This window comes from Achromobacter sp. SX5, from assembly GCF_056711425.1.
In genome coordinates, this window is sequence record NZ_CM160041.1 from 300,702 (window position 1) to 320,732 (window position 20,031).

Genomic DNA, 20,031 nt, shown 5'->3' on the forward strand with positions numbered 1-20,031 from the left:
TCGATTTAATGCGCAAATAGCAGCAAGATCGCGAAACATTATTGCGAGTTAGCGTGTTTTGGCGCGGATTCGGCATCGAGGTCCGGCGCGCTGAACCGCAGCCGCGAGAAGCTGGCGATGCTGGCCAGCGCGGCGCACAAGGCGCCCAGCCAGAGCGCGATGACGGCGCCCCGCGCGCCCGAGATATTGAAACAGGCCGCCACCAGCGCCGCGCCCGAGGCCTGGCCCAGCAGGCGCACGGTGCCGATCATGCCGCTGGCGCCGCCGGCCCGCGACGCCGGCGCCGACATCATGATGGCGCGCAGGTTGGGCGACTGGAAGAAGCCGAATCCGGCGCCGCACAAGGCCATGCGCCAGGCGATGTCCCACACTGGCGGGTCGGGCGGCATCAGGGCCAGCAGCGCCAGGCCCGGCGCCATCAGCGCCAGCCCCACGCCGCCCAGCACGCCGGCGGGATAGCGGTCGGACAGCCGCCCCGCGATGGGCGCCATCAGGGCCACCACCACCGGCCAGGGCGTGATCAGGAAACCCGTCTCCACCTGGGTGTAGCCCAGCGTGGTCTGCAGCAGGAAGGGCAGGGACACGAAGGCCAGCGCCTGGGCCGCGAAGGCGCAGACGGCGGTGGCGGCCGACAGCGCGAACAGCGGCCGGCGCAGCAGGTCCACGGCCAGGATGGGGGCGGGGTGGCCCGCCTGCCGCCACATTAGCAGGGCCAGGCTGGCGGCCGAGACGCCCCATTCCAGCGCCACCCGCGCGGGCGCTGCGCCTTGCGCCAGTTCATTGACGCCCAGCACGAACAGGCCGAGCGTCAGCGCGCACAAGAGCGCGGCCAGGCCGTCGAAGCCGTGGCGCGCGCGGGTGGTGCCCGGCAGGCCGCGCAGGCCCAGCACCGTGCACAGGATGCCGACGGGCACGCTGATCAGGAACAGCCAGTGCCAGGAGCCCAGCAGCAGGATGGCCGAGGCCACCGTGGGGCCGGCCGCGAAGGACAGGCCCACCACCATGGCGTTCAGGCCCAGGCCGCGGCCCAGCAGGTGCGAGGGATAGATGAAGCGCAGCAGCGCGCCATTGACGCTCATCACGCCGGCCGCGCCCAGGCCCTGCAGCACGCGCGAGGCCACCAGGGCCGGCAGCGACGGCGCCAGCCCGCTGGTCAGCGCGGTCAGCGTGTAGACCGCCAGGCCCACCATGAAGACGCGGCGGTGGCCCAGGATCTCGCCCAGCGCCGCGGCGGGCAGCAGGCCCGCCACCATGGCCAGCTGATAGCCGCTGACCACCCAGATGGAGGCCGCGTCGCTGGCGCCCAGGTCGCGGGCGATGGTGGGCAGCGCGGTATTGGAGATGACGGTGTCCAGGCTGGTCATGCACAGCGCCAGCATGACGGCCAGCAGCGCGCCCAGGCGCTCCGAGGCAGGCAGGCCGACGCCGGCGGGATAGACGGTGTTGCGAGAGAAGGTGAGCATGTGCCGGCTACAGGGATTCGGGGTCGCGGCGCAGCGAGAAGCCCTGCGCCTCGTTCATGGCCAGATAGCTGATGCTGCGCGACACCACCGGCGGCTTGTCGCCGGCGTGCAGCGCGCGCACCTTGTCCAGCACCATCTTGTCGGCCAGCGTCATGCGGTCGGTCATGCGCAGGTACTGCATCCAGCTTTCCACCAGGAACGCCTCGCGCCAGACGCCGTCGCGCTCCAGGTCGCGAAACAGCTGCCATTGCTGCGCGCCGTTGCGCAGCCGCATGAGGCGCAAGGGGCGCGCGGCCTGGATCAGCTCCGACAGCCGCTCGCGCGGGATCTGGTATTCAACCGTGACCAGCACGGCGCCGTGCTGGGTGTTGAAGCCGGCCGCGGCCAGCGCCGGCTCGGTATTGTCGGCGCGCACCAGCGTCTGGGCGTCGACCTGCTCGGGCAGGCGCGACCGGTACAGCAGCGCCACGGTGATGCCCAGCATGATGCCGGCGGCCGCCAGCGCGCCCGAGACGCCCATGGTCTCGGCGAAGTGGCCCCACATGAACGAGCCCGCAGCCAGCCCGCCGAAGATGGCCGTCTGGTACAGCGCCAGCGCGCGCGCCTTGACCCAGTCGGGCACCAGCATCTGCACGGTGGTGTTGTAGGTGGCCAGCACGCCGATCCAGCAGCTGCCCGACAGCAGCAGGGCCGGAAACGCGATCCACAGCGTATCGGCCAGCCCCAGCGCCAGCAGGCAGGCGGCCAGCAGCCCGGCGGCGACGCTGACCAGGCCGCTGGCGCCCCAGGCCGCCTGGATGCGCCGCACCACGGCGCTGCCGAGAATGGCGCCCAGCCCCAGCGCGCCCAGCATGTAGCCGTACAGCAGCGCGCTGCCGCCCTCGTGTTCGTGCGCCAGCAGCGGCAGCAGCGCCCACAGCGCGCTGGCCGACAGGCCGAACGCGAACGAGCGCAGCATCACCACCCGGGTCACGGTGGAGTGCTGGGTATAGCGCAGCGCCGCCACCACGCCTTCGAAGATGCCCTCGGGCGGCAGCCGGCGTTCGGGCAGGTCGCGCTTCCAGCGCCAGATCGCCCAGATCAGCCCGCCGAAACAGAAGCAGTTCAGCAGGAACACCCAGGGCGCGCCCAGCGCGCCCAGCAGCAGCCCGCCCACGGCGGGTCCGACCGCGCGCGCCACGTTGAAGTTGACGCTGTTGAGCAGCACGGCGCTGCCGACGTGGGCGCGCGGCACCTGTTCGCCCACGGCGGCCTGCCAGGCAGGGGTGATGATGGCGCTGCCGATGGCGATGCAGAAGACCGACGCGATCAGGGTGATGGGATGCAGCAGCCCGGCGAAGGCCAGCACGGTGATGAACACGCCGCCGGCCAGCTCCAGCAGCATGCCGGCCAGCATGACCTTGCGCCGGTCGTAGTTGTCGGCCAGCACGCCGGTCACGATGGACAGCGCCACCAGCGGAAAGGCGGCGGCCACCTGGATCATCGCCACCATCAGCGGGCTGCTCTGCTCGGTGGTGATGATCCAGGCCGCGGCGACGGACTGCGCCCAGGTGCCCAGGTTGGCGAAGAGGTTGGCGATCCAGATGATGCGGAACGCCGGAAAGGCGAAGGGGGAAAGCGTGCTGACTTTCAGTACGGGCGCGGGCGGCGCGTCAGCGGGCAGATCGTTCGTGGCTGAAACGGGTTGCAGCATGGGAATGGGGGCGGGGCGCCTTCAGGGCGCCCCGGCGAGCGGTCCGGGTCGGGTAATGGTACGCCGAAGCGGATGGCAGGTGGGCCGGCCCGCCCGTCCCTCAAGGTTTGGCCGCCGCGGGCGGATAAGCCTGGTTCAGGTACTCCACGATCAACGGCACCTGGTCGGGCGGTATCGGGGCGCCGTAGGTGCCCACCATCTTCTTGACCTCGGCCTCCCAGAAGCCCAGCGGCATGGGCGGCTGCGAGGACACGTAGTCCACGGAATGGCACATCAGGCACAGCGACGCGGCCTGGGCGCCGGCGCCGGTGCCGGGATGCAGCTTGGCGGTTTCCTGGGGCAGCTTGATTTCCAGGGCCTGGGCGGCAGGGGCCAGGCAGGCGGCGGCCAGCGCAAGCGCCGGCGCGCAACGACGGAATTGGCGGATCATGGCGGGCTCCTCAGGCGGCGGTGACGCGTACGGTTTCGACCACGTTGCGCATGTAGCCGGCCGGGTTCCACAGCGCCTCCAGCGGCTGCGTGTCGCCGGCCATGTTGGTGGCGCGCACCTTCAGCTCGTAGTCGCCGGCGGCCTCGGGCGTGAAGTCGGCATGCCATTCGCGGAACGAATAGCGGCCCAGGTCCTTGCCCAGCGTGGCGGCGCGCCAGGTCTTGCCGCCGTCGGACGAGAACTGCACCTCGCGGATGCCTTTGCCGCCGTCGAAGGCGATGCCGCGCACCTGCACGCGCTTGCCGCGGACGACGCGCGCGCCTTCGGACAGGCTGGTGATGAAGCTGCGCACGTTGTAGCGGCCGATGGGACGCGTTTTCTCCGGCGCCTTGCCCGGCGGCGTGCAGGCGCAATCGTTGTCGGGAATGCGGTAGGCCTTCTGCATCCAGAAGCCGTCGAACTCTTTGTCCAGCACCTTGATGTCGGCCAGGTGCTTGACCCAGTAGGTGCCGTAATACCCCGGCACCACCAGCCGCACCGGGTAGCCGTTGAGCATGGGCAGGTCGGCGCCGTTCATGGAGTAGGCCAGCATGACCTCGCCGTCCATCGCATGGGCGGTGTCCAGCGCCTTCACGAATTCCGGCGTGCCGGGCAGCACCGGGCGGTCCATGCCCTCGAACGTGACCTGGCGCGCTTCGGCGCGGATGCCGGCTTTTTCGAGCACGCGCTTGAGCGGGATGCCCAGCCAGCGAGCGTTGCCCATGGCGCCGTTGCCCGACTGCCCGCCGCCGACCCGCGGCGAGAAAAAGCCGCGGCTGTTGCCCGAGCACTGGGTCACGGCCACCAGCTCCACCGGCTTGCCGAAGTGCTGCTTCAGGTCGGACAGCGACAGCTCCAGCGGCTTGTCCACCAGCCCGCTGACCTTGATGCGGTAGGTGTTCAGGTCGATCGTGGTTGGGATGTTGCCCAGGTGGTAGCGCACGAAGAACGCATCGTTGGGCGTGAGGAGGTTCTCGTCGAAGACGGAGAACGGCGTTTCCAGTTGCGGCGGACGCGAGGTCTGGCGGATCAGGGGGCGCTTTTGCGGGTAGGCGATCAAGTCGCGCTCGCCGTTGGCGAAGGGCAGCGTGACGGTGGCGGGCGCCGCCAGGCTGGTCAGCGTATGGCCGGCCAGCGTGCTGCTGGCGCCCAAAGTACAGGCCTGGCGCAGAAAGCGCCGGCGCGCATTCGGATCGAATGTGCTCATCTTCTGGTCTCCTCTTTCTTATTGGACGCCCTGCGCGGCGGCGTACAGGGATTGAGACTACGCCCGGCGGGCTGACAAGTGCGTTAATTGTTGCATCGCCCGTTTCAAAATCCGGGATTTCCGCTCGGACGGCCCGCCAAACAAAAAGCCCCCAGCAAGGGGGCTCTGTGCGTGGGCTGCGGGAAGACGGATCAGCCGGCCTGGCAGACCGTCGCGTCGCCGCGGGCGGAACCGTCGCGCCGGCTTGCGGTTTCGCGCAGCGGCTGCAGGCGGGCGTTGCGAAACGGCGCGAAGCATTCGGCCCAGGACGAGGGCAACAGGGGCGTGGCATGGCGCACGGCGTCGCGGCGGGCGTAGTGGCTCAGCAGCTGCTGGCCGATGGGGGCGTCTCCCAGAGGATGGCGGGTGTTCATGGTATTTCCGTATTGCATTGAAAGTGTATTCAGTGTACCAGCATCGACCCCGATGCGCCAGCCCCGCCAAGCGTCCAAGTGCTTGATTTAAATAAGACTGTCCCTGTTTATCCCTGATGGACCTCGGGATTGCCCTAGGCCCTCAAAATAGTAGATGGTATACAATGTTCATCATGCCCAGGCCGGACCGGCCTGGAATCCTCCCTACTGGACCTTGGAGCGCGCCATGGCTGAACTGATGAACCGAGATGAATTCCGCACCGCGTTGGAAAACGCGATCAAGGGCAAGAGCGCCAACGCCTCGCCGTTTTCTATCGCCTGGGCCGAGGGCAAGCTCAGCCGCCAGCATCTGCAGCGCTGGGCCGAGAACCACTACCACTACGTGGGGCCGTTCGCCGACTACCTGGGCTATCTGTACGCGCGCACGCCGGACTCGTACACCGAGGCCAAGGACTTCCTGCTGGCCAATATGTATGAAGAGGAAATCGGCGGAGACCGCCACACGGACCTGCTGATCCGTTTCGCCGAAGCCTGCGGCACCACCCGCGAGCGCGTGGTCGACCCCGACAACATGTCGCCCACCACCCGCGCGCTGCAAAGCTGGTGCTACGCCGTGGCCATGCGCGAAGACCCCATCGTGGCGGTGGCCGGGCTGGTGGTCGGCCTCGAATCGCAGGTGCCCTCCATCTACCGCAAGCAGACGCCGACGCTGCGCGAGAAATACGGCTTCACCGACGAGGAAGTGGAGTTCTTCGACCTGCACATCGTGTCCGACGAAATCCACGGCGAGCGCGGCTACCAGATCGTGCTGGAGCACGCCAACACGGTGGAGCTGCAGCAGCGCTGCCTGAAGATCTGCGAGATCGGCGCGCAGATGCGGCTGCTCTACACCACGGCGCTCTACACGGACTACGTGCAGAACGACATCGCCCTGCCCGAACTGGGCCTGGCCGCCTGAGACAGCAACGCAGGCCGTCCGGCTTCGCGCCGGACGGCGAGAGAAGAGCGCAGGGGATCAGAGCACCATGCCTACAGTCGTGTTTCATAAAGGCGGCCAGACCTACACCGAGGTGGTGAAGGAAAACACCAACCTGGTGGTGCGGGCCGGCATCAAGCAGTTTCCGTATCCGCATCTGCGCTACGAATGCGGCATGGGCAAGTGCGCCAAGTGCGCCTGCCGCGTGCTGGCCGGGGCCGAGCAGCTGCCGCCGGTGAACTGGAAGGAAAAAAAACAGCTCGGCGAGCGCGTCGAGCAGGGCTACCGGCTGGCCTGCCAGCTCTGGCTCAACAGCGACATCGAGCTGACCCAGGACGTGGAGGCGTAGCGGCGATGGAACCGGCATATGTCATCCTGACCTCCAAGCCCGGCGTGTTCCGCACCGAGGCCGGCGAGGACGTGGAGATCATCGAAACCTACGACTACCGGTTCTACGGCCGCGCGCTGGCCGAGTACCGCATCGCGCGGCTGCGCGGCGAGACCCGGCTGACCGTGACCGAAGAGACCCCGCCGTACGTGGTCAACCGCGTGCCTTCCAAGTTCCTCGAAAAATTTGCGTCGGTGGAAGCGGCGCGCAAGGAGCTGTCGCACCTCACGCGCTTCGGCAGCATGCAATCGACCCTGACGCTGCGCAGCGGCGCCGTCCCTGCGGAGCAATGAAACCCATGGTCCAGATCACATTCATTTCCAATGGCGGCAAGGTCGCCACGGCGCCCGAGAACAGCAACCTGCTGCGGGTGTCGCTCAAGGAAAAAGGCGGCATCCCGTTCAAGTGCGGGGGCGGGCTGTGCGGCACCTGCAAGTGCCGGATCGAAGAGGGCCTGGAAAATACCGACGCCATCAAGCCCAAGGAGCGCAAGCACCTGCGGCCGGAGGATTTCGAGGCCGGCTACCGCATGGCCTGCCAGACCTTCGTCAACGGCGACATCAAGGTGTCCTGGGTGATCCAGAACGGCAAGGGCGTGGTGGTGGGCGCGCCCGCCGACCCGGTGCAGGCGCAGGCCTGAACGAACCCCCGAGGCCCGGCCTACGCCACCGAGGCGTGCTGGGCCTGCTGCGCTTCGGTGTAGGCGCGGGCGGCGTTGTGCACGTGCTGGCTGGCCAGCAGAGCGGCCAGGTCGCCGTTGCCGGCGATGACGGCGTTCAGGATCTGCGAGTGCTCGTCCCAGTTCTGCTTGGCGCGCAGCATGTTGCTGGGCGCGAACAGCAGCGCCGTGCGGTCGCGCAGCGAGCGCATCAGGTCGGTCAGCACCACGTTGCCGCCGATGGTGGCCAGCATTTCGTGGAACTGCGAATTCAGCGCCAGGAACTTGTCCAGCTGCTCGCTGCGCGCGGCCTCGGTGCCTTCGCGCAGAAAGGCCTGCAGGCGCTCGACGGTTTTTTCGTCGCGGCGCTGGGCCGCCAGCTTGGCGTTCAGCCCTTCCAGCGTGGCGCGCACTTCCACCATGTCGTAGGCGACGGCGTCGGACAGCACCGACACGGACGCGCCGCGGCGCGGCTCGATGGTGACCAGGCCTTCGGCGGCCAGCGCGCGCAGCGCCTCGCGCACCGGGATGCGCGAAACGCCCATTTCCTCGGACAGGCGTCCTTCGACCAGGCGGTCGCCCGGCGTGAATTCGCCGCTCAGGATGCGTTCGCGCAGTTTGTCGCGGATGACGGCGAACAATTGCGGGTGCTGCTCGCCGATCTTCAGCGAAGCGGAATGCTGCGTGGCGGGAGTAGTGGTCATGGCGAGCAGGTTTTGCGTAATGGATACAGTCTCCATTGTATTACCGGACGTGACGGGCGACAGGCCCTCAGCCGCCCCAGAAGGCCTTTACCAGCACCCCCAGCGCGCCGATGGCGCACACCGCCAGCAGCACGCCGCGCACCGCGCGCGGCGGCAGCCGGTTACGCAGCCGGTTGGAGACCGCAAACCCGGCCAGCAGAAACGGCGCCAGGCTGAGCGCCAGCCCGGCGTGGTAACCCGTATAGCGCTTGGCCAGCGCCAGCATGGCCAGCGAAAACAGAGATCCCAGGAACAGCACCATGCCCAGCGTGGCGCGCAGGCGCGGCGGCGCCGCGTGCTGCATGACGATGGCCAGCGGCGGCGCGCCGACCGAAGTCATGGTGCCCATCAGCCCCGAGGCGACGCCCGCGCCGGAGACGCGCCGCGGGGTCGCGCTGAAGCGCAGGCCGGCCGCGCTGAGCGCCACGGCGGCCAGGATCAGCACGGCGAACAGCACCCCCAGCGCCTGCGGGGCGAAGCGCGTCATGGCGTAGACGGCGATCAGCGTGCCCACCGCCCGCCCGGCCAGGGCATAGGAAACCGAGGGCCAGTCGATGGCCGCGCGTTCGCGCAGCGCGGTCAGCAGCGAGATGAAGCCGCCCAGGGTCAGCAGCGGACCGGGGGCGAGCTGGGGGAAGAACATGGCCGCCACGGGGGCGGCGAACATGGCGAAGCCCACGCCGCCCACGCCCTGCGCGATCGCGGCGCCGAATACGACGACGGCCATGGTGGCGTACTGCAGAAGGTCGGGATAGGGCAGGGAGGGGCTCATGCCGGGGATGGGGTATTTATGTATACGATAGTCTATCTGTGATTCGGCAGAATTTTCCGTCCAGGACGGAAATCCAGGGTAATCCCTTGGTTTCTGCTTGATATTCAACGATTTTTAAGAATTATCGCTTTTCCCAGGTCCTACATATTTTGATTGATATAGATCAAGGCGAAATATAGTATACCGTTGCTGCTCAACCGACAGTCATGCATACAAGGGGAAAAGCAATGCAACCGGACGTCGCGCTCAATGCCGCTCATTGGATGTACCTATTCAGCGTGGCCGCCATCATCCTGACGATGATCCTGCGGGCCAATGTGGTGGTGCCCTCGGTCATCGGTACTTTTCTGGTCGTGCTCGCCATCACCGGCAGCCCGGTCAGCGCACTGATAGGCATCTTCTCGGCCAGCTTCGTGGCCGCCAAGGAGCTGTTCAATATTTTCCTGGTGATCACCTTCATGACGGCGCTGCTCAACGCGCTCAAGACGCTGCAGGCCGACGTGCGCATGGTGCAGCCGTTCCGGCGCGTGATGCGGGGCGGGCATTCCTCCTTCCTCATCATCGCGCTCTGTACTTATGTGATCTCGCTGTTCTTCTGGCCCACGCCCGCGGTGCCGCTGGTCTCGGCCATCCTGCTGCCGGCGGCCATCGCCGCCGGCCTGCCGCCGCTGGCCGGCGCCATGGCCATCGCCATCGCCGGGCAGGGCATGGCCCTGTCGTCGGACTACGTGATCGGGGTGGCGCCCAGCATCAGCGCCAAGGCCGCCGGCGCGGCGGTCAGCGCCGCCGTCGTGGCCGACCGCGCGCTGGTGCTGTCGCTGATCACCGGCGCGGTGGCGCTGACCGCCGCCTATCTGCTGGTGCGCAAGCACATCGTTCCCGCCGACGCCGCGCTGCTGACGGCCTGGCAGGCGCGCGCGCAGGACGGCAGCCTGGCGGAGATCGAGCACTCGGGCTCGTTCGACAAGGCCGAGCTGGCGCGCGGCACCATGGGCGCCGACCCGGCCCTGCCGCGCGGACCGGCCCTTAGCGACGATGAGCGCCGCCGGGTGCGCTGGTCCAAGACCTTCGCGGTGGTCACGCCGCTGGCGTTCCTGGGCGTGATCGCCGTGATGGTGCTGCCGCGCCTGTTTCCGTCCTTGCCGGCGCTGCGCGGCGGCGATGCGGCGGCCCTGGTGGGCGGGGTGGCCGTGGTCGTGATGATGCTGGTCACGCTGGCGGCCGAAGGCCCGCGCCGGATGCTGGACGTCTGTCCGGAGCACGTCACCGACGGCTTCGTGTTCGCCTTCAAGGCCATGGGCTCGGTGCTGCCGATCGCGGGGTTCTTCTTCGTGGGCGCCAACGAGACCGCCGCGCAGATCCTGGGCGTGCCCCAGGCCCAGGCGCCGGGACTGCTGTTCGAGGTGATTTCCGCCGGCCAGCACCTGATTCCGGAAAACCATTTCCTGGTGGCCTTCGGCGTGCTGCTGGTGGGCATGATCACCGGCATCGACGGCTCGGGCTTCGCCGGCCTGCCGCTGACCGGCACGCTGTCCGGCGCCCTGGGCCCGGTGGTGGGGGTGGACCCCGCCACGCTGGCCGCGGTGGGGCAGATGGGCGCGGTCTGGACCGGGGGCGGCACGCTGATCGCCTGGTCGTCGCTGATCGCGGTGGCGGGCTTCGCGCGGGTCAATGTGCTGTCGCTGGTGCGCGCGCTGCTGTTGCCGGTACTCCTGGCGTTGTTCACCTCGACGATCTGCGCGGTGCTGATCTGGCGCTGATCCGCGCGGGGCGACCAGGGGTTTTCACGTATCGCCCCATATAGATTAAAGTATACAATGTTCAGAAAGCCGACCCGCCGCCGCCCGGCGGCTCCCCGGCACAGTCTTGAGGAAGCGCTCCCGTGGATGATCTCTCGCAGCAAACTTTCCTGAACCACATCGGCGGCAGCTGGACGCCCAGCGCCAGCGGCAAGACGGCGCCCAACATCAATCCGGCGGACACCGGCGACGTGGTGGGCCGCTTCCAGGTCTCGGACGCGGCCGACGCGCGCCGGGCCGTGGAGGCGGCCCAGGCCGCGTTCGCCGGCTGGCGCGATACGCCGATCTCCAAGCGCGCCGCGATCCTGACCAAGGCGGCCCAGCTGCTGGAAGAACGCGCCGCCGACATCGCCCGCGAACTGACGCGGGAAGAGGGCAAAAGCCTGTCCCTGGCCAAGGACGAGGTCCTGCGTTCGGCGCAGACCATCCGCTTCTACGCCGTGGAAGGCCAGTCCTACACCGGCGAAACCTATCCCAACGACGATCCGGACATGGTCGTCTACAGCCAGCGCGAGCCGCTGGGCGTGGTCACGGTGATCTCGCCGTGGAATTTCCCGATCTCGATTCCGGCCCGCAAGATCGCCCCGGCGCTGATCGCCGGCAACACGGTGGTGTTCAAGCCTTCGTCGGACGCGCCGCTGTCCGGCTACCGGCTGGCCGAGGCCCTGATCGACGCCGGGCTGCCGGCCGGCGCGCTGAATTTCCTGACCGGTCCGGCCGCCGCCGTGGGCGAGGCCATCACCGCCGCGCCCGAAGTCCGCGCGATTTCGTTCACCGGCTCGACCGCCGCGGGCGAGCAGATCCATCGCATGGCCGGCCTGACCACGCGCACCCAGATGGAACTGGGCGGCAAGAATCCGCTGATCGTGCTGGCCGACGCCGACCTGGATCGGGCCGTGGAACTGGCGGTCAAGGGCGGTTTTTCGCTCAGCGGCCAGGCCTGCACCGGCACCAGCCGGGTGCTGGTGGACAAGCGCGTGCGCCAGGAATTCACCGAGCGCCTGCTGGCCCGGATGAAGGCGCTGACCATCGGCAACGGCATGGACGGCAATTTCGACCTGGGCCCGCTGGCCACCTCCAGGCAGCTCGACAACGTGCTGGGCTACGTGGCGCTGGGCAAGAAGGAGGCCACCCACCTGTACGGCGGCGAGCGCCTGACCGGCGAGGGCTTCGACCGCGGCTATTTCGTGTCGCCGGCGCTGTTCACCGGGGTCACGCAGCAGATGCGCATCGCGCGCGAGGAAATCTTCGGCCCGGTGATCGCGCTGATCGAAGTCGACGGCTATGAAGACGCCATCGCCAAGGCCAACGACACCGAATACGGCCTGGCCGCGGCCATCGCCACCACCGACGCCCGCTACGCGCACCGCTTCGCCCGCGACATCCAGGCCGGCACCGTGAAGATCAACCGGACCACCACCGGCAACCTGATCAACGCGCCGTTCGGCGGGCTCAAGCATTCCAGCACCTCGACCTTCCGCGAATCGGGACGCGCGGGGCTGGAGTTCTACACGCAGATCAAGACCGTCTATCGCGCCGGCTGAGGCCGCGCTCCCTTTCCCCATACGCAACCGGAAAAAAGGATATCGCCATGAAGCAGGTCTATCGCCTGGAACTGGAAGAAGCGCGCGTCATGGTGCGCGCCGCCATCGCCAAATCGGAAGAGATCGGCGTGCTGGAAACCATCTGCATCGTCGACGACGGCGGCTATCCCATCGCGCTGGAGCGCATGGACGGCGCCCGCATCACCGGCCCGCAGATCGCCTGGAACAAGGCCTTCACGGCCGCCGGCCACAAGCGCTCCACGCACCTTTTCAATACGCCGCCCAACGGTCCGGCGCTGCCCGGCAACGAGGCCTTCGGCATCCAGTGGAGCTTCGACGGCAAGTTCGCGGTGTTCGTCGGCGGCTTTCCCATCGTGGTGGATAACGAGGTGATCGGCGGGGTCGGCCTGAGCGGCGGCAACGGCGAGCAGGACACCAAGGCCGGCGTGGCCGCGCTGGCGGCGCTGGCCGCGCTGCTGGAGCCGCGCGGCATGAAAGTGCTGGTCGAGGCGGACATCAAGAAATAGTCGAGGCCGGCCATGGCATATCGCGTGCACATCCTGGAAACGGACGAGGCGTTCCACGTCGAAGAGGGCGAATCGGTGCTGCAGGCCGCCGAGCGCTCGGCGGTCAAGCTGCCGCACGAATGCACGTTCGGCGGCTGCGGCACCTGCCGCATCCGGCTCGAGTCCGGCTCGGTCTCATACGACGAATTCCCGATGGCGCTGACGCCCGAAGAGGCGGCCGAGGGCTATGCCCTGGCCTGCCAGGCGCGGCCGCTGGGCGACCTGTGCATCAGCGTGCCCGCCAGCCGGCAGTCGTTTCCCGAGCCGCGCCGCCTGCCGGCCACCATCCACCGCCTGGAACGCTACTGCGACGACGTCATCCACCTGACGCTGGCGCTGCCGCAAGACGGGCTGGAGTACGTGCCGGGGCAGTACATGAACGTGCTGCTGCCCGACGGCGAGACGCGCAGCTTCTCCATGGCTTCCGCGCCCTCGGGCAACCTGGTCGATTTCCACGTGCGCCGCATTCCGGGCGGGCGCTACACCGACCATTGGCTGGGCCAGGCGCAGGCCGGCGCCCGCGTCGAGATCGAGGCGCCGCTGGGCGTGTTCAGCTATCACGAGGAAGACTGGCGGCCGCTCATCATGATGGCCACCGGCACCGGCATCGCGCCGATCAAGGCCATCCTGGAGTCGCTGCTGGACAACCCCGACTGCCCGCCCGTCACGCTGTACTGGGGCATGCGCACCGAGGCCGATCTCTATCTGCGCGAGCAGATCGAAAGCTGGGCCGCGCGCCTGTACGAGTTCAATTTCGTGCCGGTGCTCTCGCGCGCCGGGGCCGGCTGGCAGGGACGGCGCGGCCACGTGCAGGAGGCCGTCATGGAGGACCATGACGACCTGTCGGAACACGCGATCTATCTGTGCGGCGCGCCGGAAATGATCCAGCAGGCCAAGCAGCTGCTGGCCACGCGCGGCGCCAGCCTCGATCATATGTATGCCGACAGCTTCACCTTCCAGCACGCCTTGGTGGCGGCGGGATAAACGCTACCGATACACCAGCACCGGCAGCCGCGTATGCGCCAGCACGCGCTGGGTTTCGCTGCCCAGCAGAAAGCCGGTCATTCCGTGGCGGCCGTGCGAACCCATGATGATGAGGTCGCAGCCCTGGCTTTGCGCGGTCTCGACGATCGCCTGGTGCGGGTGGTCGTTGACCGTGACGATGGCGTTGCAGGGCACCAGCGCGTGGCGGGCTTCGGTTTCCAGCCCGTCCAGATAGGCCTGCGCGTTCTTGCGCGCCTGGTCGGTGTGCTGGTTCTGCGTGGTGCCCAGCATCTCGGCCTGGTAGATCAGCAGATGGTCTTCCGGGATGGAGCGGATGAGCGTGATCGTGGCTCCCATTTCCTTGGCGAAAACAAGAGCGCGCTTGAATGCCGATTCGGACAGCAGCGAGCCGTCCACGGCGATGAGCAAGTGCTTGTACATGTTGCCTCTCCTTCAGGAAAGGGACTGAACAGCCGCGCAACCAGTATAGGCGCGCCGGGGGCGGGCGGCCAGTCCCGCCTAAGGACGAGGCGGCGGGCTTCCCCTGCGCCGCGGTTGAGCATATATTGTCAGCGCGATATCCGGCAGTTCCCTCCTGGCTTGTGGCGTCATGCTTTGCGATTCACGGAGAACGGAAAATGCGTCGATTGCAACAATGGTTCATCGGCTGGCTGTGCATGGGACTGGCGGCCTGCCTGCCCGCCGTGGCGCAGACCAAGCTGGACAACGCGCAACTGGACCAGCTCATGGCGCCGGTCGCGCTGTACCCGGATTCGCTGCTGTCCCAGATACTCATGGGCGCCACCTATCCCGACGACGTGGCGGCGGCCGCCAAATGGTCGGCCGCGCACACTTCCGAATCCGGCGACCAGGCCGTCAAGGCGGTCGAGGGCGAGGCCTGGGACCCCAGCGTCAAATCGCTGGTGGCGTTTCCCTCGGTCATGGACATGATGGGCCGGCAGCCGCAATGGGTGAAATCCGTGGGCGACGCCTTCCTGGCGCAGCCAGACGCGGTCATGGATTCCGTCCAGCGCCTGCGCGTGCAGGCCCAGAAGGCCGGCAACCTCAAGAGCACGCCGCAGCAGAAGGTCACTTCCAGCACCACCAATGACAAGACGGTGGTGGTGATCGAGCCGGCCGACCCGCAGGTGGTCTACGTGCCCAGCTACAACCCCAGCGTGGTCTACGGCACCTGGGCCTATCCCTCCTATCCTCCCTACTACTATCCGCCGCCGCCGGGGTCGGTGTTCGCCACCTCGCTGGTGGCCGGGCTCAGCTTCGGCCTGGGCGTGGCCGCCGTCAACTCGATGTGGGGCGGCTTCGACTGGGGCCACAACGACGTCGATATCGACATCAACCGCTACAACAACATCAACGTCAACCAGCGCATCGACCGCAGCAACTTCAACAACAACAGGGCCACCTGGCAGCACAATCCGGCCAACCGCGGCAGCGCGCCGTACGCCGACGCCGCCAGCCGCCAGCGCTTCGACGGCCAGCGCCAGGCCGGCCTGCAGAACCGCCCGCAGGCGCGCCAGGGCCAGGCTGCCCGGACGCCGGCGCCCGGTTCGCGCGACGCCGCCCGCGAGCGCGCGGCGCAGTCCTTCGAAGGCCGCACCGGCCAGCCCATCGCCGGGCACGCCCAGCCGGGCGGCGCGCGCGCCCAGGGCGGCGGCAGCCGCGGGGCGGGGCACCAGGCCGCGCCGGCCCAGCACAACCGGGCCTCCAGCGTGTCCACGCAGGATCGGCAGGCCGCCGCGCAGCGCCAGCGCGCCGACGAGTCCGCGGCGCGCAACCGCAGCCGCGCCTCCAATAGCGCCAATGCGCTTAGCGACGCCGGCAACGGCGAACGCATGCGCCAGCAAAGCCATCGCGGCGAGATGAGCCACGGCGGCGCAGGCATCCAGCGCGGCGGCGGGCATATGGGCGGCGGCGGCCACATGGGCGGCGGACGCGGCGGTGGCGGACATTTCGGCGGCCGGAGGTAAGCACCATGCAGAAAAGCGCTTTCCCGACTTTCTTTTCCCTGCGCGCGCTGGGCGCGCTCGCGCTGGCGCTGGGCCTGGCGGTGCCGGCGGCGGCCCAGAGCCTGTATCCCAGCCCGCAGGCGGCCGCCGACGCCTTCGTCGACGCCATCGCCACCGGCGACCTCGACGGCCTGGCCAAGGTGCTGGGCCCGAACCACCGGCGCATCGTGCCCGGCGGCGTGGCGCAGGAGGACATCTACCGCTTCCTGGCGGCCTGGTCGCGCAAGCACGAAATCGTCGCCGACGGCGGCCGTTCCTGGCTGGCGGTGGGCGATTCGGGCTGGACCCTGCCGGTGCCCATGGTGCGCGCCGGCAGCGGCTGGCGCTTCGACCCGGCGGCCGGCACGGCCGAGATCCGGCGCCGCGCCATCGGCCGCAACGAACTGGCCGCCATAGACACCCTGCGCCAGCTGCAGGCCGCCCAGGTCCGCTACCGCGACGGCGTCGGCCAGGGGCGCTACGCCGGCCGGCTGGTCAGCCGCGCCGGCGAGCGCGACGGGCTGTACTGGCCCGAACTGCCCGGCTCGCCGCCGCAGGCCTACGGACCGGACGCGCTGGCCATGGGGCCGGACGTGCCGCCGGAGGACGCCTATTACGGCTACCGTTACAAGGTGATTCCGGGCGCGCGCGCCGACTCCTACCGCATCGTGGCCTGGCCCGCCCGGTACGGGCAGACCGGCATCGATTCCTTCGTCGTCGGGCCGGAAGGGGGCGTGCTGGAGGCCGACCTGGGGCCGTCGTCGGCGGCGCGCGCGGCGGCGCTGCGCGAACGCGATATCGAGGCCGGCAACTGGGTTTCCGCTGACGCGCAACCCGTTGGCGCCAAATGACTTTATCGGTCTGAGGGGGGGCCGGCGGCCGGCTTGTTGCCGGACCGCAACAGGCGTGTGCGTTTGTGGCGAAACGGCGGGCTGATATGCATTTGTCAGGCCGCCGTGCCTACAATGGCGAGCAGTCGCGAGACTGACCGATTTCCCTTTGCCGGATCCAGAAATTGAACCCCATGCATTTTGTCCGCTACGCCCTGGTGGGCGTGGGGATGGCGCTTAGCGCCGCGGCGGCTTCCGCCCCGATCTTCGTCCTGAATTCTCTGGACGCCAACGTCAGCATCATCGACCCGGCCACCTACAAGGAATTGCGGCGCGTGCCCACGGGCAAGGAGCCGCACCACCTGTACCTGACGCCGGACGAAAAATCGCTCATGGTGGCCAACGCCACCGGCGACACCATCACGCTGATGGACCCGCGCACCGGCGACGTGCAGCGCACGCTGACCGGCATCGTCGATCCCTACCAGCTGCAGTTCTCGCCGGACATGAAGTGGTTCGTGACGGCGGCCAACCGCCTGGACCACATCGACATCTATGCCTGGAAGCCGCTGGAGCAGGGCTTCGACCTGACGCTGGTCAAGCGCATCCCGGCGGGCAAGACGCCCAGCCACATCATGATCGACAGGAACAGCACGACGGCCTACGTCACGCTGCAGGACAGCGACCAGCTCATCGCCATCGACCTGGCCACGCAGACGCCGAAGTGGACGGTGCCGGTCGGCAAGACGCCGGCCGACGTGTTCCTGACGCCCGACCAGAAGACGCTGCTGGTCGCGCTGACCGGCGATTCCTACGTGGAAGCCTACGACGTCAGTAACGGCCCGGCCAGGCTGGTGACGCGCATCAAGACCGCGGCCGGCGCGCACGCCTTCCGCGCGCAGGGCGACCAGCGCCACCTGTTCGTCAGCAACCGCACGGCCAATTCCATCAGCCGCATCGACATGCAGACGCTGACGGTCACCGACACCTTCGCGGTGCCGGGCGGCCCCGACTGCATGGACGTCTTGGCCGACGGCAAGACGCTGTTGGTGACCTCGCGCTGGGCGCGCAAGCTTACCGTGGTGGACCTGGAGCAGAAGAAGGTTTCCAGCCAGGTGCCGGTGGGCAAGTCACCGCATGGCGTCTGGACGCTCAACCATGCGCCTACGCGCTGACGCTTTCCGGGCGCGCCTGGCGGCCGCCGCCGCGCTGGCGCTGGCCGTGTCGAACGCCGGCGCCGCGGGGCCGGCCGCCTGCGACAAGCCCGTCTACCTGACCTTCGACACCGGCCACATGGGCGTGGCCCCGCTGGTGGCGGAGGTGCTGGCGCGCCACCAGGTCAAGGTCACGTTCTTTCTGGCCAACGAACGCACGCTGACCGGCGGCGCCAGCCTGGACGAAGTCTGGGCGCCCTGGTGGAAGGCGCGCGCCGCCGAAGGCCATGCCTTCGGCTCGCACACCTACGACCACGTCTACTGGCAGGGCGACCTGCCGGGCGGGCGCTTCCGCGTCAAGCCCAGCGCCGGCCCGGACGCCGGCAAGCGCGCCGAATGGACGTCGGCGCAATATTGCGCCGAGATCAAGCGTTCGGCCGCGCGCTTTCGCGAAATGACCGGGCAGGACATGCTGCCCCTGTATCGCGCGCCGGGCGGCAAGACCTCGCCGGCGCTGCTGCAGGCCGCGCGCGCCTGCGGCTACGAACAGGTGGGCTGGGCGCCCGCCGGCTTCCTGGGCGACGAACTGCCCAGCGACAAATATCCCAACGCCCGCCTGCTGGATCAGGCGCTGCGCAACATCAAGCCGGGCGACATCCTGCTGGCCCACCTGGGCATCTGGTCGCGCCAGGACCCGTGGGCGCCGGCCGTGCTGGAGCCGCTGATTGAAGGTTTGCAGCGCAAGGGCTATTGTTTCGCCACCCTGAACACGCATCCGGCCTATAGCGGCTGGATCGCCACGCATCATTGATCATGGAAACGCTTAGTCGACTTTTCGGAGAATGCCAGCAATGGATCTTCGAGACGGCGGTTCAGCCCGCGCTGTTTCACCTGGGCCTGAGCAACTTCATCGAGGACGGCTATGACGCCACGATGTGGCTGCTGGTCGGCCTGCTGCAGATCGCGGTGCTGGTGCTGGTATTCGGTCCCTTGCAGCGCCTGCGCCCGGTCGAACCCGTCACCGACCGCCGCCAGATCGGCGTGGACGTGCTGTACACGCTGATCCACCGGCTCGGCGCGTTCCGCCTGGTGCTGTTCTTCACCGTCGATCCGCTGTGGGACAGCGTGTTCGGCCAGCTGCACGTATGGGGCTTCGCCGCGTTCCAGCTCGACCAGTACTGGCCCGGCGTGACCGACCGCGCCTGGGTCAGCCTGATCATCTATCTGCTGCTGTTCGACGCGGTGGACTACTTCTACCACCGGGCCCAGCACCGTTTCGGCTGGCTCTGGGCGCTGCACGCCGTGCACCACAGCCAGCGCCAGATGACCATCTGGAGCGACGACCGCAACCATCTGCTCGACGACATGCTGCGCGACGTGCTGGTGGTGTTCGTGTCGCAGCTGGTGGGCGTGCCGCCGGCGCAGTTCGTGATGGTGGTGGCCATCACCCAGCTGGCGCAGAGCCTGTCGCACGCCAACCTGCGCATGCATTTCGGCGCGCTGGGCGACCGCCTGCTGGTCAGCCCGCGCTTTCACCGGCACCATCACTCCATCGCCTACGACGCCTCCTCGCCGGGGCCGGCGGGCGGCTACAACTTCGGCGCGCTGTTTCCGTTCTGGGACATGCTGTTTCGCACCGCGCGCTTCGGCGTGGGCTACGGCCCCACGGGCATCCATGACCAGCAGCCCGAAGCCGGCGGCCGCGACTACGGACGCGGCTTCTGGTCGCAGCAGTGGCTGGGCCTCAAGCGCCTGGCCGGCCGCCCCTGAGGGCGGACGCGGCGTTCTTCAGGGCGCGGCGTGGCCGTCGTGCGTGGTTTCGCGCTTGATCTCGCCGTGCCGGCGTTCCATTTCCTGGCGCAGCTCGCGCCGCAGCCTGGCCGCCTCCATGCGCTGTTTTTCCTCCAGCGTGCGCGGCGCCAGCGGCGGCACCGCGGTGGGCGCGCCGCGCTCGTCGACCGCCACCATCGTGAAGTAACAGCTGTTGGTGTGGCGCACCAGCTTTCTGCGGATGTCTTCGGTGACGACCTTGATCCCGATTTCCATGGACGTGCGGCCGGTGTAGTTCACCGCCGCCAGGAAGGTCACGAGTTCGCCCACGTGGATGGGCTCGCGGAAGACGACCTGGTCGACCGACAGGGTCACGACGTACTGGCCGGCATAGCGGCTGGCGCAGGCGTAGGCCACCTGGTCCAGGTACTTGAGTATGGTTCCGCCGTGCACATTGCCCGAGAAATTCGCCATGTCCGGCGTCATCAGGATGGTCATCGACAATTGGTGGCTGAATGCGTCGTCCATGGCGGCATTGAATCTGGGATAAAACGCCTATGGTAGCGGCTGGCGCGTCCCGAGGTCGCGGGTTTTCT

22 protein-coding genes are annotated in these 20,031 nt (G+C 68.4%); 13 read left to right on the top strand and 9 right to left on the bottom strand.

What is annotated here, in order from left to right:
* Positions 1-38: 38 nt before the first annotated feature.
* The 5 genes from AC1M14_RS01410 to AC1M14_RS01430 form a co-directional block, all read right to left on the bottom strand.
* A complete protein-coding gene (locus tag AC1M14_RS01410) occupies positions 39-1,463 on the bottom strand; it encodes an MFS transporter (protein ID WP_102773155.1) in 1,425 nt (474 codons plus the stop codon).
* A gap of 7 nt (positions 1,464-1,470) precedes the next feature.
* Positions 1,471-3,156: an MFS transporter gene (locus AC1M14_RS01415; protein WP_102773156.1), complete on the bottom strand. Its 1,686-nt coding sequence runs from the start codon at positions 3,154-3,156 to the stop codon at positions 1,471-1,473.
* A gap of 100 nt (positions 3,157-3,256) precedes the next feature.
* Positions 3,257-3,586: a SorB family sulfite dehydrogenase c-type cytochrome subunit gene (sorB, locus tag AC1M14_RS01420; protein WP_102773157.1), complete on the bottom strand. Its 330-nt coding sequence runs from the start codon at positions 3,584-3,586 to the stop codon at positions 3,257-3,259.
* Between the two features lie 10 nt (positions 3,587-3,596).
* The gene (gene sorA, locus AC1M14_RS01425; RefSeq protein ID WP_479730822.1) at positions 3,597-4,832 is read right to left on the bottom strand and encodes a SorA family sulfite dehydrogenase catalytic subunit; all 1,236 of its coding nucleotides are present in this window, start codon (positions 4,830-4,832) and stop codon (positions 3,597-3,599) included.
* A gap of 191 nt (positions 4,833-5,023) precedes the next feature.
* Positions 5,024-5,245, bottom strand: a complete 222-nt coding sequence (locus AC1M14_RS01430; RefSeq protein ID WP_102773159.1) for a hypothetical protein — start codon at positions 5,243-5,245, stop codon at positions 5,024-5,026.
* 226 nt (positions 5,246-5,471) lie between these two features.
* On the opposite strand from AC1M14_RS01430, the gene AC1M14_RS01435 reads away from it, so the two are divergent.
* The 4 genes from AC1M14_RS01435 (at position 5,472) to AC1M14_RS01450 (ending at position 7,249) form a co-directional block, all read left to right on the top strand.
* The gene (locus tag AC1M14_RS01435; protein ID WP_102773160.1) at positions 5,472-6,203 is read left to right on the top strand and encodes an iron-containing redox enzyme family protein; all 732 of its coding nucleotides are present in this window, start codon (positions 5,472-5,474) and stop codon (positions 6,201-6,203) included.
* A 67-nt stretch (positions 6,204-6,270) separates the two neighbouring features.
* On the top strand, positions 6,271-6,570 hold the full coding sequence (locus tag AC1M14_RS01440; protein WP_102773161.1) for a 2Fe-2S iron-sulfur cluster-binding protein: 300 nt from the start codon (positions 6,271-6,273) through the stop codon (positions 6,568-6,570).
* Positions 6,571-6,575: 5 nt separating this feature from the next.
* Complete coding sequence (locus AC1M14_RS01445; protein ID WP_111826126.1) at positions 6,576-6,902, top strand: ferredoxin; 327 nt, start codon at positions 6,576-6,578, stop codon at positions 6,900-6,902.
* A complete protein-coding gene (locus AC1M14_RS01450; RefSeq protein WP_102773163.1) occupies positions 6,899-7,249 on the top strand; it encodes a 2Fe-2S iron-sulfur cluster-binding protein in 351 nt (116 codons plus the stop codon). Before AC1M14_RS01445 ends, AC1M14_RS01450 begins: the two co-directional genes overlap by 4 nt.
* A gap of 20 nt (positions 7,250-7,269) precedes the next feature.
* On the opposite strand, the gene AC1M14_RS01455 is transcribed toward AC1M14_RS01450, so the two are convergent.
* Positions 7,270-7,971 (bottom strand): GntR family transcriptional regulator, encoded by a 702-nt coding sequence (locus tag AC1M14_RS01455; RefSeq protein ID WP_102773164.1) that lies wholly within the window; start codon positions 7,969-7,971, stop codon positions 7,270-7,272.
* 67 nt (positions 7,972-8,038) lie between these two features.
* Positions 8,039-8,782, bottom strand: coding sequence for a sulfite exporter TauE/SafE family protein (locus tag AC1M14_RS01460; RefSeq protein WP_102773165.1), 744 nt, complete (start codon positions 8,780-8,782; stop codon positions 8,039-8,041).
* Positions 8,783-9,009: 227 nt separating this feature from the next.
* Here AC1M14_RS01460 and AC1M14_RS01465 point away from each other — a divergent pair, with 227 nt between their 5' ends.
* From AC1M14_RS01465 to AC1M14_RS01480, 4 genes are all read left to right on the top strand, one after another.
* Complete coding sequence (locus tag AC1M14_RS01465) at positions 9,010-10,542, top strand: hypothetical protein (RefSeq protein ID WP_479730823.1); 1,533 nt, start codon at positions 9,010-9,012, stop codon at positions 10,540-10,542.
* A gap of 122 nt (positions 10,543-10,664) precedes the next feature.
* On the top strand, positions 10,665-12,125 hold the full coding sequence (locus AC1M14_RS01470; RefSeq protein ID WP_479730824.1) for an aldehyde dehydrogenase family protein: 1,461 nt from the start codon (positions 10,665-10,667) through the stop codon (positions 12,123-12,125).
* A 47-nt stretch (positions 12,126-12,172) separates the two neighbouring features.
* Positions 12,173-12,652, top strand: a complete 480-nt coding sequence (locus AC1M14_RS01475) for a GlcG/HbpS family heme-binding protein (protein ID WP_102773168.1) — start codon at positions 12,173-12,175, stop codon at positions 12,650-12,652.
* Between the two features lie 12 nt (positions 12,653-12,664).
* Positions 12,665-13,675, top strand: a complete 1,011-nt coding sequence (locus AC1M14_RS01480; RefSeq protein ID WP_479730825.1) for a 2Fe-2S iron-sulfur cluster-binding protein — start codon at positions 12,665-12,667, stop codon at positions 13,673-13,675.
* Between the two features lie 3 nt (positions 13,676-13,678).
* Here the strand turns inward: AC1M14_RS01480 and AC1M14_RS01485 are convergent, their stop codons facing one another.
* A complete protein-coding gene (locus tag AC1M14_RS01485; RefSeq protein ID WP_102773170.1) occupies positions 13,679-14,116 on the bottom strand; it encodes a universal stress protein in 438 nt (145 codons plus the stop codon).
* 197 nt (positions 14,117-14,313) lie between these two features.
* On the opposite strand from AC1M14_RS01485, the gene AC1M14_RS01490 reads away from it, so the two are divergent.
* From AC1M14_RS01490 to AC1M14_RS01510, 5 genes are all read left to right on the top strand, one after another.
* Positions 14,314-15,663 (top strand): DUF3300 domain-containing protein, encoded by a 1,350-nt coding sequence (locus AC1M14_RS01490; protein ID WP_479730826.1) that lies wholly within the window; start codon positions 14,314-14,316, stop codon positions 15,661-15,663.
* Positions 15,664-15,668: 5 nt separating this feature from the next.
* A complete protein-coding gene (locus AC1M14_RS01495) occupies positions 15,669-16,532 on the top strand; it encodes a DUF2950 family protein (protein WP_479730827.1) in 864 nt (287 codons plus the stop codon).
* Between the two features lie 173 nt (positions 16,533-16,705).
* Positions 16,706-17,686: a YVTN family beta-propeller repeat protein gene (locus tag AC1M14_RS01500; protein ID WP_168202196.1), complete on the top strand. Its 981-nt coding sequence runs from the start codon at positions 16,706-16,708 to the stop codon at positions 17,684-17,686.
* Positions 17,670-18,476, top strand: coding sequence for a polysaccharide deacetylase family protein (locus AC1M14_RS01505; RefSeq protein ID WP_111826120.1), 807 nt, complete (start codon positions 17,670-17,672; stop codon positions 18,474-18,476). Before AC1M14_RS01500 ends, AC1M14_RS01505 begins: the two co-directional genes overlap by 17 nt.
* Positions 18,477-18,478: 2 nt before the next feature.
* Positions 18,479-19,435 (top strand): sterol desaturase family protein, encoded by a 957-nt coding sequence (locus AC1M14_RS01510; RefSeq protein WP_102773175.1) that lies wholly within the window; start codon positions 18,479-18,481, stop codon positions 19,433-19,435.
* 18 nt (positions 19,436-19,453) lie between these two features.
* Here the strand turns inward: AC1M14_RS01510 and AC1M14_RS01515 are convergent, their stop codons facing one another.
* Positions 19,454-19,963, bottom strand: a complete 510-nt coding sequence (locus AC1M14_RS01515) for an acyl-CoA thioesterase (protein WP_102773176.1) — start codon at positions 19,961-19,963, stop codon at positions 19,454-19,456.
* Positions 19,964-20,031: the final 68 nt, after the last annotated feature.

Coding starts and splice junctions, on each gene's coding strand:
- AC1M14_RS01410 (WP_102773155.1), bottom strand. CDS start 1,463: ATGCTCACCTTCTCTCGCAACACCGTCTATCCCGCCGGCGTCGGCCTG.
- AC1M14_RS01415 (WP_102773156.1), bottom strand. CDS start 3,156: ATGCTGCAACCCGTTTCAGCCACGAACGATCTGCCCGCTGACGCGCCG.
- sorB (WP_102773157.1), bottom strand. CDS start 3,586: ATGATCCGCCAATTCCGTCGTTGCGCGCCGGCGCTTGCGCTGGCCGCC.
- sorA (WP_479730822.1), bottom strand. CDS start 4,832: ATGAGCACATTCGATCCGAATGCGCGCCGGCGCTTTCTGCGCCAGGCC.
- AC1M14_RS01430 (WP_102773159.1), bottom strand. CDS start 5,245: ATGAACACCCGCCATCCTCTGGGAGACGCCCCCATCGGCCAGCAGCTG.
- AC1M14_RS01435 (WP_102773160.1), top strand. CDS start 5,472: ATGGCTGAACTGATGAACCGAGATGAATTCCGCACCGCGTTGGAAAAC.
- AC1M14_RS01440 (WP_102773161.1), top strand. CDS start 6,271: ATGCCTACAGTCGTGTTTCATAAAGGCGGCCAGACCTACACCGAGGTG.
- AC1M14_RS01445 (WP_111826126.1), top strand. CDS start 6,576: ATGGAACCGGCATATGTCATCCTGACCTCCAAGCCCGGCGTGTTCCGC.
- AC1M14_RS01450 (WP_102773163.1), top strand. CDS start 6,899: ATGAAACCCATGGTCCAGATCACATTCATTTCCAATGGCGGCAAGGTC.
- AC1M14_RS01455 (WP_102773164.1), bottom strand. CDS start 7,971: ATGACCACTACTCCCGCCACGCAGCATTCCGCTTCGCTGAAGATCGGC.
- AC1M14_RS01460 (WP_102773165.1), bottom strand. CDS start 8,782: ATGAGCCCCTCCCTGCCCTATCCCGACCTTCTGCAGTACGCCACCATG.
- AC1M14_RS01465 (WP_479730823.1), top strand. CDS start 9,010: ATGCAACCGGACGTCGCGCTCAATGCCGCTCATTGGATGTACCTATTC.
- AC1M14_RS01475 (WP_102773168.1), top strand. CDS start 12,173: ATGAAGCAGGTCTATCGCCTGGAACTGGAAGAAGCGCGCGTCATGGTG.
- AC1M14_RS01480 (WP_479730825.1), top strand. CDS start 12,665: ATGGCATATCGCGTGCACATCCTGGAAACGGACGAGGCGTTCCACGTC.
- AC1M14_RS01485 (WP_102773170.1), bottom strand. CDS start 14,116: ATGTACAAGCACTTGCTCATCGCCGTGGACGGCTCGCTGCTGTCCGAA.
- AC1M14_RS01490 (WP_479730826.1), top strand. CDS start 14,314: ATGCGTCGATTGCAACAATGGTTCATCGGCTGGCTGTGCATGGGACTG.
- AC1M14_RS01495 (WP_479730827.1), top strand. CDS start 15,669: ATGCAGAAAAGCGCTTTCCCGACTTTCTTTTCCCTGCGCGCGCTGGGC.
- AC1M14_RS01500 (WP_168202196.1), top strand. CDS start 16,706: ATGCATTTTGTCCGCTACGCCCTGGTGGGCGTGGGGATGGCGCTTAGC.
- AC1M14_RS01505 (WP_111826120.1), top strand. CDS start 17,670: ATGCGCCTACGCGCTGACGCTTTCCGGGCGCGCCTGGCGGCCGCCGCC.
- AC1M14_RS01510 (WP_102773175.1), top strand. CDS start 18,479: ATGGAAACGCTTAGTCGACTTTTCGGAGAATGCCAGCAATGGATCTTC.
- AC1M14_RS01515 (WP_102773176.1), bottom strand. CDS start 19,963: ATGGACGACGCATTCAGCCACCAATTGTCGATGACCATCCTGATGACG.